14 protein-coding genes are annotated in these 14,121 nt (G+C 63.8%); 10 read left to right on the top strand and 4 right to left on the bottom strand.

The features are described from left to right. The first annotated feature begins 233 nt into the window (after window positions 1-233). The 10 genes from flhB to MRBLMS1_RS08115 all read left to right on the top strand — a co-directional run bounded on the left by flhB (window position 234) and on the right by MRBLMS1_RS08115 (window position 11,377). The gene (gene flhB, locus MRBLMS1_RS08160; RefSeq protein ID WP_485878783.1) at window positions 234-1,427 is read left to right on the top strand and encodes a flagellar biosynthesis protein FlhB; all 1,194 of its coding nucleotides are present in this window, start codon (window positions 234-236) and stop codon (window positions 1,425-1,427) included. After that, window positions 1,424-3,520: a flagellar biosynthesis protein FlhA gene (flhA, locus tag MRBLMS1_RS08155; protein ID WP_485878782.1), complete on the top strand. Its 2,097-nt coding sequence runs from the start codon at window positions 1,424-1,426 to the stop codon at window positions 3,518-3,520. Before flhB ends, flhA begins: the two co-directional genes overlap by 4 nt. 266 nt (window positions 3,521-3,786) lie before the next feature. Continuing rightward, the gene (gene flhF / locus MRBLMS1_RS08150; RefSeq protein WP_456150761.1) at window positions 3,787-5,115 is read left to right on the top strand and encodes a flagellar biosynthesis GTPase FlhF; all 1,329 of its coding nucleotides are present in this window, start codon (window positions 3,787-3,789) and stop codon (window positions 5,113-5,115) included. Next, window positions 5,108-5,971: a MinD/ParA family ATP-binding protein gene (locus MRBLMS1_RS08145; RefSeq protein ID WP_128142195.1), complete on the top strand. Its 864-nt coding sequence runs from the start codon at window positions 5,108-5,110 to the stop codon at window positions 5,969-5,971. Before flhF ends, MRBLMS1_RS08145 begins: the two co-directional genes overlap by 8 nt. A gap of 45 nt (window positions 5,972-6,016) precedes the next feature. Next, window positions 6,017-6,748 carry an RNA polymerase sigma factor FliA gene (locus MRBLMS1_RS08140; RefSeq protein ID WP_010400804.1) on the top strand — a complete coding sequence of 244 codons (732 nt, stop codon included), beginning with the start codon at window positions 6,017-6,019 and terminating at the stop codon, window positions 6,746-6,748. Next, a complete protein-coding gene (locus MRBLMS1_RS08135) occupies window positions 6,730-7,476 on the top strand; it encodes a flagellar motor protein (protein ID WP_034754098.1) in 747 nt (248 codons plus the stop codon). Before MRBLMS1_RS08140 ends, MRBLMS1_RS08135 begins: the two co-directional genes overlap by 19 nt. Before the next feature lie 5 nt (window positions 7,477-7,481). Continuing rightward, the gene (motD, locus tag MRBLMS1_RS08130; protein WP_139092336.1) at window positions 7,482-8,252 is read left to right on the top strand and encodes a flagellar motor protein MotD; all 771 of its coding nucleotides are present in this window, start codon (window positions 7,482-7,484) and stop codon (window positions 8,250-8,252) included. 107 nt (window positions 8,253-8,359) lie between these two features. After that, entirely contained in the window at window positions 8,360-9,970 is a 1,611-nt protein-coding gene (locus MRBLMS1_RS08125) for a CehA/McbA family metallohydrolase domain-containing protein (RefSeq protein ID WP_485878778.1), read from the top strand. A 104-nt stretch (window positions 9,971-10,074) separates the two neighbouring features. Next, entirely contained in the window at window positions 10,075-10,437 is a 363-nt protein-coding gene (locus MRBLMS1_RS08120) for a translation initiation factor Sui1 (protein ID WP_485878776.1), read from the top strand. 82 nt (window positions 10,438-10,519) lie between these two features. Beyond that, complete coding sequence (locus MRBLMS1_RS08115; protein ID WP_485878774.1) at window positions 10,520-11,377, top strand: hypothetical protein; 858 nt, start codon at window positions 10,520-10,522, stop codon at window positions 11,375-11,377. A 125-nt stretch (window positions 11,378-11,502) separates the two neighbouring features. On the opposite strand, the gene MRBLMS1_RS08110 is transcribed toward MRBLMS1_RS08115, so the two are convergent. The 4 genes from MRBLMS1_RS08110 to flgA form a co-directional block, all read right to left on the bottom strand. Next, window positions 11,503-12,066 (bottom strand): FxDxF family PEP-CTERM protein, encoded by a 564-nt coding sequence (locus MRBLMS1_RS08110; protein WP_485878772.1) that lies wholly within the window; start codon window positions 12,064-12,066, stop codon window positions 11,503-11,505. A gap of 399 nt (window positions 12,067-12,465) precedes the next feature. Next, window positions 12,466-12,933 (bottom strand): flagella synthesis protein FlgN, encoded by a 468-nt coding sequence (locus tag MRBLMS1_RS08105; RefSeq protein WP_485878770.1) that lies wholly within the window; start codon window positions 12,931-12,933, stop codon window positions 12,466-12,468. An 8-nt stretch (window positions 12,934-12,941) separates the two neighbouring features. Beyond that, complete coding sequence (flgM, locus tag MRBLMS1_RS08100) at window positions 12,942-13,250, bottom strand: flagellar biosynthesis anti-sigma factor FlgM (RefSeq protein WP_034787161.1); 309 nt, start codon at window positions 13,248-13,250, stop codon at window positions 12,942-12,944. A gap of 111 nt (window positions 13,251-13,361) precedes the next feature. Further along, on the bottom strand, window positions 13,362-14,057 hold the full coding sequence (flgA, locus tag MRBLMS1_RS08095) for a flagellar basal body P-ring formation chaperone FlgA (protein ID WP_456150758.1): 696 nt from the start codon (window positions 14,055-14,057) through the stop codon (window positions 13,362-13,364). Window positions 14,058-14,121 lie beyond the last annotated feature (64 nt).

Here is a 14,121-nt window from a genome sequence, read left to right as displayed (position 1 = left end):
GTTGCAGTCCCTCGCCGTACTATTCGTACTGTCTTCGGGGCTGCGCCTTGTCCTGACCATTTTTCGGCCCCCTCTGAAATGGGCGCCTGCGGCGCCTTTAATATAGGCAAGGGAAAAGGAGGGCAATTGCCCCCCTTTTCCCTTGATGGCGTTGTGTTGATTGAACCGATAATGCTCCATGCCCAGTCCGTATTGCGCCTAGCCAGGCTGCAGGACTTCACCGGAGTTGATTGATGTCGGAAGACAGCGACGCAGAAAAGACCGAAGCCGCGTCACCGAAGCGCCTCGAGCAGGCGCGTGAGGAAGGCGACGTTCCGCGATCGCGTGAAGTGGCCACGTTTACGGTGTTGATGGCGTCCGGCTGCTGCCTGTGGTTTGCCGGCGACGCCATCGTGCGGCGGCTGACGGCCGTCATGGTTTCCGGGCTGACCCTGGACCGGGAGCAGATACTCAATCCCGACGCGATGATGTTGCGCATCGGCTACGACGTGGGCTCGGTCTTGCTGACCTGCCTGCCGTACGCCGCGGCCATCATGCTCGTCGCCCTGGCCTCGCCCGTGCTGGTGGGCGGCTGGCTGTTCAGCTCCAAGGCGTTTACCCCCAATTTTGGCAAGCTCAACCCGATTCGTGGCCTGGGCAATATGTTTTCGAAGAATGCGCTGGTGGAGTTGCTCAAGGCCATCGCCAAGACTCTCGTCGTCGGCGTCGTCGCCTGGATGGTGATGCAGCATCAAAAGGATGCCGTGCTGGGCCTGTCGGTGGAATCGCTGCGCGCCGGTTCGGCCCATCTGATCAGCCTGCTGATCACGGCCTTTTTGCTGATCGTGGGCGCCCTGGGCCTGATCGCCGCTATCGACGGTCCGTACCAGATGTGGCACTACGCCAACAAGATGAAAATGTCCTTGCAGGAAGTCAAGCAGGAAGCGAAAGAGTCGGACGGCAATCCGCAGATCAAGGCGAAGATACGCCAGATGCAGCATGAAATGTCGCGCCGCCGCATGATGGCCGACGTGCCGACGGCCGACGTGGTGGTAACCAATCCTACCCATTACGCGGTGGCGCTGAAGTATGGCGAGAATTCGCGCGGCGCACCGCAGGTGGTGGCCAAGGGCATTGATGAGGTGGCGGCGAAGATCCGCGAACTGGCCGGCGAACACAAGGTTGCCATCCTGGAAGCGCCGGCCCTGGCGCGCGCGCTGTACAAGCACACGGATATCGGCGACGAGATTCCCGAGGCGCTGTATGGCGCCGTGGCCGAAGTGCTGGCCTACGTGTTCCAGCTGCGCAGTTACGGCAGCGGCCACGGCGAGCGCCCCGACAAGCCGAAAAAACTCGACGTGCCGCCCGAGCTCGACCCACAGAATCCCGCATCGCAGACACCGCCCGCAGCCGGCGCAGCAGACAAGAATAAAGGAAGCACACCATGAACGGCCTGACCATGCCAGCCTGGCTCAGCGGATTGAAAGGCAACGCCAGCAAGGGCCTCGCCGCGCCGATCATCATCATCATGCTGCTGGCGATGATGGTGCTGCCGCTGCCCGCCTTCATCCTCGACATCTTCTTCAGCTTCAATATCGCGCTGTCCATCATCGTGCTGCTGACGGCGCTGTACACGGTCAAGCCGCTCGACTTCATGGCGTTCCCGACCATCCTGCTCGTGTCGACCATGCTGCGCCTGTCACTGAACGTGGCGTCCACGCGCGTGGTGCTGACGGAAGGCCATACGGGCGCCGACGCGGCCGGTAAAGTGATTGAGGCGTTCGGCCACTTCCTGATTGGCGGCAACTACACGGTCGGTATCGTGGTCTTCATTATTTTGACGATCATCAACTTTACCGTTGTGACCAAGGGCGCGGGCCGTATCGCCGAGGTGGGCGCCCGCTTCGCGCTGGATGCCATGCCCGGTAAACAGATGGCCATCGATGCCGACCTGAACGCCGGCCTGATCGGTGAAGACGAAGCGCGCCGCCGCCGCACGGAAGTGGCGCAGGAAGCGGAATTCTATGGCGCCATGGACGGTGCCAGCAAATACGTGCGCGGCGACGCCATCGCCGGCATCTTGGTGACCGTCATCAATATCGTCGGCGGTTTGCTGGTGGGCTTGCTGCAGCACGACATGGGTTTTGCCGATGCGCTCAAGAACTACACCTTGCTGGCCATCGGTGACGGCCTGGTGGCGCAGATTCCTTCGCTGATCATTTCCACGGCGGCCGGTATCGTCGTCTCGCGCGTGGCCAGCGAACAGGACATCGGCACCCAGCTGGTGGGCCAGCTGTTTGCGAAACCGCAAGTACTGTATATTACCGCCGGCATCATCGGCGGCATGGGCCTGATCCCCGGCATGCCGAACATGGTTTTCCTCCTGCTGGCCGCGCTGCTGGCCGGTTCCGCCTATTTGATCAGCAAGAAGCGCACGCAGGAAAAAGAAGCGGCCGAAAAGCCGGCCGAAGTGCCGCAAGCGACCGTGGCGCCCGAGCAGGAAGAAGCCAGCTGGCAAGACATCATGCCCGTCGATACCCTGGGCCTGGAAGTCGGCTACCGCTTGATTCCCCTGGTCGACAAGACGCAGGGTGGCGAATTGCTCAAGCGCATCAAAGGCATCCGCAAGAAATTTGCCCAGGAAGTGGGCTTCCTGGCGCCGCCCGTGCATATCCGCGACAATCTGGAATTGAAGCCGTCCGCCTACCGCATCACCTTGAAGGGTGTGGAAGTGGGCGTGGGCGAAGCGTTCAACGGCCAGTTCCTGGCGATCAATCCCGGCATGGCCAGCGGCACCTTGCCGGGCCTGGCCACGAGCGACCCCGCGTTCGGCCTGCCCGCCACGTGGATCGACGCCAGCCTGCGCGACCAGGCCCAATCGATGGGCTACACGGTCGTCGATGCGGGTACCGTGGTGGCCACACACTTGAATCATCTGATCACCTCGCATGCGTCCGAGCTGCTGGGCCGCGCGGAAGTGCAGTCGCTGCTCGACCACCTGGGCAAGGATGCGCCGCGCCTGGTGGAAGACCTGGTGCCGAAGATGCTGTCGCTGTCGGCTCTGCAAAAAGTGTTGCAGAACCTGCTGGCCGAGGGCGTGCACATCCGCGACATGCGCACCATCATCGAAACCCTGGCCGAGTACACGGTCAGCACGCAAGACCCGAACGAGCTGACGGCGCTGGTGCGCGTGTCCCTGGGCCGCGCCATCGTGCAGCAACTGTTCCCCGGTGCGGCCGAGCTGTCCGTGATGACGCTCGACAGCCGCCTGGAGCGCCTGCTGATGCAAGCGATGGGCAATGGCGGTGACGGCGCCGGCATCGAGCCGGGCCTGGCCGACACCATCGCCCACCAGGCGGGCCTGGCTGCCCAGCAGCAGGAAGCGCTGGGTCTGACACCGGTGCTGCTGGTGCCGGCGCCGCTGCGCGCCCTGCTGTCGCGCTTCCTGCGCCGCGCCTTGCCGCAGCTCAAAGTGCTGTCGCATGCGGAAGTGCCGGAAACCAAGACGATCCGCGTCACGGCGCTGGTGGGCGCGCAGTAGTTATCTTCATTAGTACCGGGGTCAGACCCGCCGGGTCTGACCCCGGCCTTCGTTTGGGTCAAAAAAACCGAAATTTCCTCCCGGCAAACTGAATAACGGGTACTTTCCCGTCCTGTTCCTTCGATCGTTTCCTGCGAGCATCGCTAATAATGGAAACTGTCCGAGTGATCTGTGTCCATGTGGAAGACAGCACTCAAGCAACAGGAGTCGATGATGGTCACACAGTTCAGCCAATATTGCGCCACCCCCGCCTTGGGAGGCCGGTCATGAATGTGAAGAAATTTACGGGCGCCTCGTCGCGCGATGCGCTGCGCAAGGTGCGTGAAGCGCTGGGCCCCGATGCCGTGATCCTGTCGAACCGCCAGGCCGATGGCGTGGTGGAAATCCTCGCGCTGGCCAATGACGATGCCGCTTCGCTCGCCTCGCCGCCGGCCGCCTCCGAAATGGCCCAGCCCCGGCCCCAGTTGCAGACCCAGTTCGCCACGCCGCAGCGTCCGACCGCCCCGGCCCAGCGCCCGGCCGCGCCACGTCCTGCCGCGCCGCGCCAGGCTGCCTCCGAGCCAGTGGACATGGCCCGCATGCAGCAGATGATGGCCAGCGCGCTGGCGCACGTCAAAGAGAACGCCGCCGCCGAAATGAGCGGCATGATGAATGAAATTCGCGCCATGCGCGGCATGATGGAAACCCAGCTGGCGGAAATCTCGTGGGGGTCGACGCAGCAGCGCGAGCCGCAAAAAGCCGTCGTCCTGCGCGAAATGCTGGCCGCCGGCTTTTCCGCCAGCCTGGCGCGCTACCTGATCGACAAGCTGCCCGCCGGCCTCGACGGTGCGCAAAGCATGCGCTGGATCAAGACCGTCCTCAGCCGTAACCTGAACACGGTGGCCAATGAAGACGCCATGCTCGAGCAGGGCGGCGTGTTCGCCCTGGTGGGCCCGACCGGTGTCGGCAAGACCACCAGCACGGCCAAGCTGGCGGCCCGCTGCGTGATGCGCCACGGCCCGGAAAAGCTGGCCCTGATCACCACGGACGCCTACCGTATCGGTGCGCATGAGCAGCTGCGCATCTACGGCAAGATCCTCGGCGTGATGGTGCATTCCGTGAAAGATGAAGCGGATTTGCGCATCGCCCTGAAAGAATTGAAGAACAAGCACACGGTGCTGATCGATACGGTGGGCGTGAGCCAGCGCGACCAGATGGTGACGGAGCAGGTGGCCATGCTGTCGGGTGCCGGCGCCGACGTGAAGCGTTTGCTGTGCCTGAATTCCACGGCAACCCAGGAAACCCTCAACGAAGTGGTGCGCGCCTATCAGGGCAGCGGCCTGGCCGGCTGCATCATGACCAAGCTCGATGAAGCGGCGTCGATCGGCAACGTGCTCGACGTGGTGATCCGCCAGAAGCTGAACCTGTTCTATGTGTCTAACGGCCAGCGCGTGCCGGAAGACCTGTACCTGGCCGACCGCGGCTACCTGATCGACCGCGCCTTCAAGCTCAAGCGCGACTCGGCTGCCACGCAGTTTTCCGATGCCGAACTGCCGCTCCTGATGGCGCAGGCAGCCGCCCGCAACAATGAAGCGCGCGGGGTGCATCTTGGCTAATTTTGATTTCGACCAGGCCGAAGGCTTGCGCCGCATGCTGGCCGGCCCGCAGCCGCGCGTCATGACGTTCCTGTCGGCCACGCCGCAGGACGACAAGGGCGCCATGCTGGTCAACCTGGGTGCTTCGCTCGTCTACGGCGGCAATGACGTGCTGCTGCTCGACGCCAGCGGCGGCAGCGATGGCGTGGCCGCGCGCCTGGGACTGGCACACGGCGCCAGCCTGCGCGACGTGGCGCGCCAGCAGTGCGGCTTGAACCAGGTCATCCACCAGGTGCCGCAAGGCTTCGGCGTGGCCAGCCTGGGCGCACGCAACCACCTGATGGACAGCATGGATTATGCGGGCGAGGACGAGCTGCGCCGCCTGGGCAAGACCTTCGAAGTGCTGGCGCGCCAGAGCGGCATCGTGCTGGTCGACGGCGTCGTGGCAGAAGAGGGCGCCTGTTTCCCCGTGCCCTTGATGGCGTCGTCCGATATCGTCGTGCAAGTGTCGACCAGCGCCACCTCGATCAAGGCGGCGTACTGCCTGATCAAGCGCCTGAGCCAGGAACTGGGACGCCGTCCGTTCGGCATTCTCGTCACCGGTGCTTCCGAATCCGAAGCAAAAGTGGTATACGATAATATGGCACAGGCGGCGAGCCGTTACCTGGCCGTGAAGCTGACGTCGATGGGCTCGGTGCCTGCCGATGAGTATCTGCACCGCGCGGCGCGCCTGGGCCGCAGCGTGGTCGATGCGTTTCCGCTGGCCGGTGCCTCGGTGGCGTTTCGCGGACTGGCCGAGCGGCTGGCCCGTTCGGCGGCTCCCGTGCTTGGCGGCACCTTGTACCAGACGGGGAGCCCGCACCAGTTCAGCGCCTGACGCCAACCGTAGCACCAGATAAGATGAGAAAACAATAAGCAGCCTATGTACACGGTCAAAGGGAAATCGAACAAGGACTATTTGCTGACGGAGCACATTCCGCTGGTAAAGCGTCTGGCGCACCATATGAAGGCGAAATTGCCGCCTTCGGTCGAGGTCGATGACCTGATCCAGGCCGGCATGATCGGCCTGCTCGATGCCATCAGCCGCTATGAAGAGACGCATGGCGCGCAGTTCGAGACGTATGCCGTGCTGCGCATCCGCGGCGCCATGCTCGACGAATTGCGCACCAGCGACTGGCTGCCGCGCAGCATGCGCCAGAACATGCGCAAGATCGAAGAGGCGATGAGCACCTTGCAGCAGCGCCTCGGCCATCCGCCGACGGAGTCGGAAGTGGCGAAACTGCTCAAGATGTCGCTGGCCGACTACCAGGAAATGCTGGGCGACGGCGGCGGCCACCAGCTCGTGTACTACGAAGACTTTCATGACCCGGACGGCAATGACAGCTTCCTCGACCGCCATTGCGTGGACGAGGACAGCGACCCCTTGCGTTCCCTGCTCGATACCGATTTCCGGCAATCCGTGATCGATGCCATCGACGCGCTGCCACCACGCGAGAAAATACTCATGGGCCTGTATTACGAAGAAGAGCTGAACCTGAAGGAGATCGGCGCGGTGATGGGCGTATCCGAATCGCGCGTCTCGCAGCTGCATACCCAGGCCGTCGCGCGCCTGCGCGCAACCTTGAGGGAGCAGGCGTGGACTGGTCCAGCGTAATCGGGCTGGCGCTGGCGCTGGCGGGCCTCTTGGTCGGCCAGGCACTGGAAGGCGGCAAGATGGCCTCCCTGCTGCAGCCGGCCGCCTTTGCCATCGTGGTCATCGGCACTTTCGGCGCCGTGCTGCTGCAAACGCGGCTGCGCACTTTCGTGCGCGGGCTGGAAATGCTGCGCTGGGTCTTCCTGCCGCCAGCCGACACGCGCGCCGCGCTGGCGCGAGACATCGGGCAGTGGAGCTTGACGGCGCGCCGCGACGGCCCGCTGGCGCTCGAGCGCCTGATGGAAAACACGGCCGACCGCTTCAATGCCAAGGGCTTGCGGATGATCGTCGACGGCATCGCACCGGACAAGCTGCGCCAGCTGCTCGACGTGGAAATCTCGGCCTACGAAATGGCCGAACGCCAGGCCGTCAAGGTGTGGGAATCGGCGGCCGGCTATTCGCCCACCATCGGTATTCTGGGCGCCGTGCTGGGCCTGATCCACGTGATGGAAAACCTCACTGACCCAAGTAAATTAGGCAGCGGCATCGCCGTGGCCTTCGTCTCCACTATCTATGGCGTGGGCCTGGCCAACCTGCTGTTCCTGCCGGTGGCGAATAAACTCAAGGCCATCGTTTCGCGCCGCGTGCTGCAGTACGAAATTACGGCCGCCGTGCTGTACGACATCGCCACGGGCGACCATACGCGCATCATCGAAGAGCGCGTGTCCAGCCTGCTGCACGAGCACTGACCATGATGCGGCGCGCGCGCAGGAAGTATGACGAGGAACCGGACAACCAGGACCGCTGGCTGATCTCGTATGCCGACTTCATCACCCTGCTGTTTGCCTTCTTTGTCGTGATGTACGCCATTTCGCAAGTCAACGAAGGCAAATACCGCGTCTTCCAGAATGCCATCGGCCAGGCTTTCAGCCTGGAAAAGGGCGCACCGCCCATCATCATGGAAGCGCCGCAAGCCATTCCTTTGCCGAATCCCGCCCTGAAACGCCGCACGGAAGCCATCCGCCGCGAGCGCGAACACATGACCCGCCTGGCGCAGGACTTGACGTCGACCCTGGCGCCGCTGGTCAAGGAAGGCAAGGTGCGGGTCACGCAGACGAGCCGCGGCGTGAGCGTGGAAATCAATGCCAGCGTGCTGTTCGACCCGGGCGCGGCGCGCCTGACGGTGGAGTCGGACCAGGCCCTGCGCGCCGTCGCCGTGCTGCTCAAGGACGATACGCACGACGTGCAGGTGGAAGGACATACGGACGTGCAGCCGATCAGCAATTCGACCTTTGCCTCGAACTGGGAATTGTCGGCCGCGCGCGCCAGCGCCGTGGTGCGCCTGTTCATCGCCAGCGGCGTCAAGGCGTCGCGCCTGACGGCCGTCGGCCACGCCGACAACATCCCCGTGGCGCCCAACGAAACGGCGGAAGGGCGCGCGCGCAACCGCCGGGTCGCCGTGACGATCCTCTCGGGCATCCCGGAAACGGTGACGGAAGTGCCGACGGCGCCGCCGGCCAACTAGGACAGGTTTGCGGGCCGGGGCCAGTGCGGCGGACCGGGCGCATGTCATTCGGTGGTCATACTGCAATGCTAGGCTGTGGCACTTCTTTTCAGCCTCCAGGTCCACCTATGTCTTACTCCAGAATGCTGCTTCCTTCGGCCATCGTCATCCTGTTGAGCGTTGCCGCCTGCGGCGGCGATAGTGATCCGGCGAGCAGCGTGCCACCGCTACCCACTGGCCGCTGGATCGCCGGCGATCTGCATACCCACACCACGCAATCGGCCGATGCGGATGTCAGCCAGACGCTGGACAAGGTGCTGGCCAAGGCGTTCGGCAGTTACGGCCTCGACTGGATGGCGCTGTCCAACCATTTGCGCGTCTCCACGCGCGATGCATTGGGCGCGCCGCTAGCGACGCCCATTCCCATGTCCATCGGCGCCGAGCGTTACGAGGTGCCACGCGTGCAGGCGCTGCAGGCGGGTGGCACCTACGCCGACAAACTGATCTTTTCCGGCTTCGAGTGGGACATGCCGACCCACGATCACGTCGGCATCGGCCTGTTCGAGGGCGCGGACAAGCTCAGCGCCAGCACCCGGGGCATGAAAGAGTTCGAATACCTGTTCACCACGCGCGACGCGGCCATGTTCGACGCTGCCGATGTTGTTGCATGGAAAGCAAAATACGGCGACACCCGCTACAACAAGACGGCTGCCGATGCCTTGCAAGCCATCAACTGGCTCAAGCAGAATTATCCGGAGACCAGCTACGCCGTCATCAATCATCCGTCGCGCAACAAGGGCAGTTACAGCATCGCCGACTTGCGCGCCTTTAACGATGCGGCTCCCAACATCATGTTCGCCATCGAAGGCATGGTCGGCAACCAGATGGAGCCGGACCGCGGCGGCTACACGGCAGCCTATACGGACGACAATGCGTTGCTGCGCGTGTATGGAGGCGTCGACTACGTGGTGGCCAAGCTGGGCGGGCCATGGGATGCGCTGCTGGGCGAGGGGCGTCGCATCTGGAACCTGACGGATTCGGATACCCACTTCAAGATCGTCGGCGGCAACAGCAGCGGCTACTTCCCGGGCGAGTATGCGAAGAACTATGTGTTCAACGGCGCGCAGGGCGCGCCGCTGGCGAAGGACTTGCTGGCGGGCTTGCGCTCGGGCAAGATGTTTTCCACCTATGGCGACCTGATCAACGCGCTGGACTTCAACCTGGCCAGCAAGGATGACCGCAAGGAGATGGGTGGGGAGCTGAAAGTCGGTAACGGCGACACCGTCACCATTACCATCCGCTTCAAGAGCCCGGCCAAAAACAACTACGAAAAGCCTGTCGACAGCGGCTTGGCCGCCAGCGTCAAGCCCGTTGTCGATCATGTCGACCTGATCGTCGGCGATGTCGGCGCGAAGGCGGCGGCAGGCACGCCAGCCTACAACGTTGCCAGCAATGCCAGCACGCGGGTGCTCAAGCGCTTCACCAGCGCGGACTGGAAACTCGGGGCTGACGGCTACTACAGCGTGAGCTACCGGACCACGGCGGCGAAGAACCAGTATTTCCGTCTGCGCGGCACCAATCTGGGGACCGATGTTGCCGGCCTGACGCAGGGTGGCGAACCGCTGGCCGACCAGCGCACGGGCACGACGGACAGTACCCAGCGTTTCAACGACATCAACGACCGCAATTACCGCAGCCTGTGGTTCTATTCGAATCCTGTGTTCCTTACCTTGCGCTAATAGCGTAGTCGGCCGCGCGTCGCCGGACGGTGCGGGATCCCGCTTGATCCAGCACCCGTTCCCGCTTGGTACAATCGCGGCCTTCTTTCTTTTATTTCTCCATCATGAAAAGCAGCTCCCAGGGCGGTCTCGTCTATTCCACCGAAACGGGCCGCATGTGTCCCGCCTGCCGCCAGCCGCTGGCGCAATGCGCATGCAAGGCGCAAGCGAAGGCGGCGCCGGTCGGCGATGGTGTGGTGCGCGTGTCGCGCCAGACCAAGGGCCGCGGCGGCAAGAGCGTTACCGTGGTCAAGGGCTTGCCGCTGGACGCCATCGCGCTGGCCTTGCTGGGCAAGCAGCTGCGCACGCAGTGCGGCTCGGGCGGCACGGTCAAGGATGGCGTGATCGAAGTGCAGGGCGACCATGTCGACACCATCGTTGCCGCGCTGACCAGGCTGGGCCACCAGCCGAAAAAGGCCGGCGGCTAGCCGGGAGGCGTGCGTGCGGAGGCGTGCGGCCCGCTGCCGCACGCCTGTGGTAACGTGCATTTCCTTTTATGCGCCACCTCATATGAATAACAAACTGACCGGTATCGCCATCGCCGCTGCCATCGCGGCAGTGCTGGCGGTCGTGTACTGGCCCGCGCCCGATGGTGGCGCAGCGGACGCTGCCGCCACCGCTGCCGCCAGCGCGCCGCCGGGGCGCAGCCTGGCATCGTATTTGAATATCGATGCCACTCCGGCCGCCGATGCCGCGCCCGTTGTCGTGTCCCTGGCGCAGCGGCTCGAACGCTTGGGCGCCAGCGGCAAGCCGGAAGACGCGTATGCGGCCTATAACCTGATCGACGACTGCATCGTCTTCCAGCGCGAAAGCCGCTTGCCGGGCATGGAATTCGAGTTGGGGCGCGAGATGACGGCGGAAGAAAAAGCCGCCCAGCAGCAGTTGTGTGCGGGCATGACGCAGCGCCAGCGCGAGGATCGCCTCGGCTACCTGGCCACTGCCGCGCAAGGCGGCGTGCCGGGCGCGGCTACCCTGTTCCTGTCGGAAGGCCCGTTCGGCGACCGCAGCGCGCTGCGCAACCGTCCCGACGATCCGCTGGTGCAGGCCTGGAAGCGGCAAGCGATCGCCCAGCTGACGGCGCAGGCGGACGCGGCGGAACTGACCAGCGTGTCGACCCTGATGATGGCTTACCTGCGCGATGGCGACGTGGTGCAGAAGGACGCGCCGCAAGCGTATGGCTACCTGCTGGCCCTGCGCATGGTCTACGACGACATCCTCACGCCAGGCACGACGAATCCGTACCAGGATGAATACTGGCACTGGCTGCGTAACGAGCTGACACCCGAGCAGCAGGCCGCCGCCCTCACCAAGGCGAATGGCATCGCCGCGAAATTCCGCCAGCATACGGGCCGGCCCGCGCACGGTTGAGTGCGTAGGCCAGCCCCTGCATGGGCTGGCCCGTGCATAAGCCAGTCCGCACATGGAACCGCCGCGCCGGCCCCATGCCGCCTGTCTGCCAGCGACGGCAGTGCCTGCAGGCGCCCCGATGCCGGTCAGGCAGCCGTTTTGCGGCGCCGTATGCTATACCCGATCAGGCCCAGTCCCGCCAGCAGCATGCCATAGGTTTCCGGTTCCGGCACGGCCGTGGTGATGGAAATGTCCAGCACGGAATCACGCACGCCGATGCCGCTTGCCACAAGGGTGTAGGTGCCAGGTCCCAGCAGGCCGTCGAAAGTCGAATGGGCAAACGAACCCAGCACGCCGGTGAAGGTATCCGATTGCACCAGGTTATTGCTGGAGTCGAACAAGTCAATGTTGACGCCAGTCAGGCGGGGACCGAAATCGTTGGCGCCCGTGACCAGCCAAGCCGCGTTGCCCGTGAACGACTGCACGCCGGCGCCGACCGTAAACGTGGTCGTTTGCAGCAGCGAGCCGTGCTCCGTCGTGAAGGTGTCGACGAACAAGGTGTCTTGCGCCATCAGCGGCGTGGCCACCACGGCGGTCGATACCAGGTGGTTGTAGAACACGGATTGCGTTTCGGCCTGCGCGACCGGCGCCAGCAGGGTGCAGCCGAGCAGCAGCGCCGCGCCAGCCTTGCTTACTGAGAGAGAGTTCATATCATGCTCCTATGTACTTGCGATTGAGGTGGTGTGCGTCATGGCGCAGCGCAAAGCGCAGGCTGGGGCGTGAAATGGATCAGCTATGCCTGCGGGAACGATGTTCGTGTCGGCGAGGAAAGTCCCACCTGGAGATGTACGGCGTACGCCAGGGATTAGCATATAGTCATCACCTGTCTCAAGTTTGAGCATGCTCAAACGTGCGGCGTCAAAAAGGGCTTGTGTTGTTTCTGCGTGCGGTGTTGTGGAGGGAATGCGGACGCGCTGGCACCGCCGCAGTCTCCCTGGAGGGAGCGACACGGCGATGATGTTCTCGATGGCAGTCGTATGGGTGCCGCTGCTCGGGACGGCGCCAGGCGTGCAGCAATGGCTTCTTGCTGGGGTGAAACGGGAAGACGCTTAGCCGATCACGACGCGCCGGCTGGCCGGGTTCGTCATCGGTTGGCCGCTGGGGCCGTAGAAATTGCCGCTTTGGGCCGTGGGGCGCATGGCGTTCAGGGCGCCTTGCGTGTGCAGCATGTGCTTGTTGACCAGCAGGCTGTTCAGCCGGTTTTGTTCCTTCGCTTCGCGCGTCGTCTCGAGCAGGGCTTTCCACAGGGGCGCTGCCTCGGCTTCGCTGGCGCTGACCAGCCAGTCTTCCATGCCCGCTTCGGCGGCGGTAAAACCTGCTGCCGCCAGCGCCTGGTGGCGTTGCGCCGCCAATTGGCTCAATTGTCCTACGAGTGCCGTCTTGCGCACCGTGAGCTCCGTGATTGCATCGATGTCAGCCGCAACCAGATGCCGCTGTTCTTCTTTCATCAATGCCAGCAATGTGGTCATGAGCTGTTGCTCGTCGCGCAGGCTGGAAAACGGAGTCACTGATTGCATGAGGGAACCTATCTATTTCGTGAGTGCAGCAAGTCCTTGACTGTGTCGAGGAGACCGTCCGCCACTTTTTCAGAGTTGACCTGGAACTGGCCGTCGGCGATCGCCAGCTTGATGCGTTCGACTTTTTTCGTGTCGAACACGGCGCCGCTGCCGGCAGTTGCACTGGCCGCTAATGCCTGTCCTTGCGGCGACAGGCGTACATTGTCCGACGTCGTCGGTGTTGCCTGGGCTTTCTCGGCATTCCGGGCGCCGGAGGTACTCGCGGGCGCCACCGGCAGGCCGGGATTGCTTTTAATGGTGTTGTCGGTAATTTTCACAGCGTGATCCTCGTCTGGTCGAAGTCAAAAAACTCCGGGATATGTGTCATTATCGGCACCTTCTTCCGAAACTTTAGTGCGCCAGACCACAATATCGCTGTCCATCCGGGTTTAAAAGGCGACCTCCACCATGCCGCCAGGCCGCGCCACGCCGCTGATCTGCTGGCCGCTCTGCGTGCGCACCTGCACCGTCTGGCCATCGCCGGCGCTGCCGATGGCGCGTCCTTCTGATGCCACCTGGAAACCGTTGCCACTGGAAACGACACGTACCAGCTGGCCCTGCATCACCACCGGCTTGCGGCGCAGGGTGTCGAGGCGCATCGGTGTGCCTGGCGGCAAGGAAATATTCGTGCTGGCGCCCACCACCTGGGCCATGTCCGTGGCGATACCTGCCGGCAATGCGGCCAGGTCGCCCTGCATCGTCACCAGCTGGCTGGCGTCGATGGCTTGTCCTTGCGCCAGCGGCACGGCACTGGCCACGTAGTCGCCCACGACGGCCACGTTTGCCTGCAAATAGATAGTCCAGCTGGAGGGCGCCGTGCAACGCACGCCGACGGTGGTCTTGCCCCAAGCGCGCGCACCCGGTGCCATGAACGCTTGCGGCGCGGGGCAGGCGGCCAGGTTCAGGCGCGGATCGACGGCGCCGACGGTGACCGTCACCTTGCCCGGCAAGCCATTGCTTTGCACTTGCAGGAACTGTTCCACGCTGTTGCGCAGCGCTTCCGGCGTCTGCCGGCCGGCGTTTTGCGCCTGTGCCAGCAGTGGCAGAGCGGCGAGAGCGAAGAGGAGAGCAAGCGGTGTTTTCATGGTGATAGGCCTCTGGAATAGTGCCATGATAGTGCGCGCCGCCCCGTTCGAAGCGCCGATTAAG

Origin of the sequence: Massilia sp. LMS1-1-1.1 (assembly GCF_040815535.1) — a bacterium.
GTDB classification, from domain to species: domain Bacteria; phylum Pseudomonadota; class Gammaproteobacteria; order Burkholderiales; family Burkholderiaceae_D; genus Janthinobacterium; species Janthinobacterium aestuarii.
Note: the sequence above shows the minus strand (reverse complement) of the source record. Positions and strands in the feature narration are given on the sequence as shown.

What these genes read in the sequence shown, in the direction of transcription:
- flhB (WP_485878783.1), top strand. Translation starts at nt 234, where the DNA reads ATGTCGGAAGACAGCGACGCAGAAAAGACCGAAGCCGCGTCACCGAAG.
- flhA (WP_485878782.1), top strand. Translation starts at nt 1,424, where the DNA reads ATGAACGGCCTGACCATGCCAGCCTGGCTCAGCGGATTGAAAGGCAAC.
- flhF (WP_456150761.1), top strand. Translation starts at nt 3,787, where the DNA reads ATGAATGTGAAGAAATTTACGGGCGCCTCGTCGCGCGATGCGCTGCGC.
- MRBLMS1_RS08140 (WP_010400804.1), top strand. Translation starts at nt 6,017, where the DNA reads ATGTACACGGTCAAAGGGAAATCGAACAAGGACTATTTGCTGACGGAG.
- motD (WP_139092336.1), top strand. Translation starts at nt 7,482, where the DNA reads ATGCGGCGCGCGCGCAGGAAGTATGACGAGGAACCGGACAACCAGGAC.
- MRBLMS1_RS08125 (WP_485878778.1), top strand. Translation starts at nt 8,360, where the DNA reads ATGTCTTACTCCAGAATGCTGCTTCCTTCGGCCATCGTCATCCTGTTG.
- MRBLMS1_RS08120 (WP_485878776.1), top strand. Translation starts at nt 10,075, where the DNA reads ATGAAAAGCAGCTCCCAGGGCGGTCTCGTCTATTCCACCGAAACGGGC.
- MRBLMS1_RS08115 (WP_485878774.1), top strand. Translation starts at nt 10,520, where the DNA reads ATGAATAACAAACTGACCGGTATCGCCATCGCCGCTGCCATCGCGGCA.
- MRBLMS1_RS08110 (WP_485878772.1), bottom strand. Translation starts at nt 12,066, where the DNA reads ATGAACTCTCTCTCAGTAAGCAAGGCTGGCGCGGCGCTGCTGCTCGGC.
- MRBLMS1_RS08105 (WP_485878770.1), bottom strand. Translation starts at nt 12,933, where the DNA reads ATGCAATCAGTGACTCCGTTTTCCAGCCTGCGCGACGAGCAACAGCTC.
- flgA (WP_456150758.1), bottom strand. Translation starts at nt 14,057, where the DNA reads ATGAAAACACCGCTTGCTCTCCTCTTCGCTCTCGCCGCTCTGCCACTG.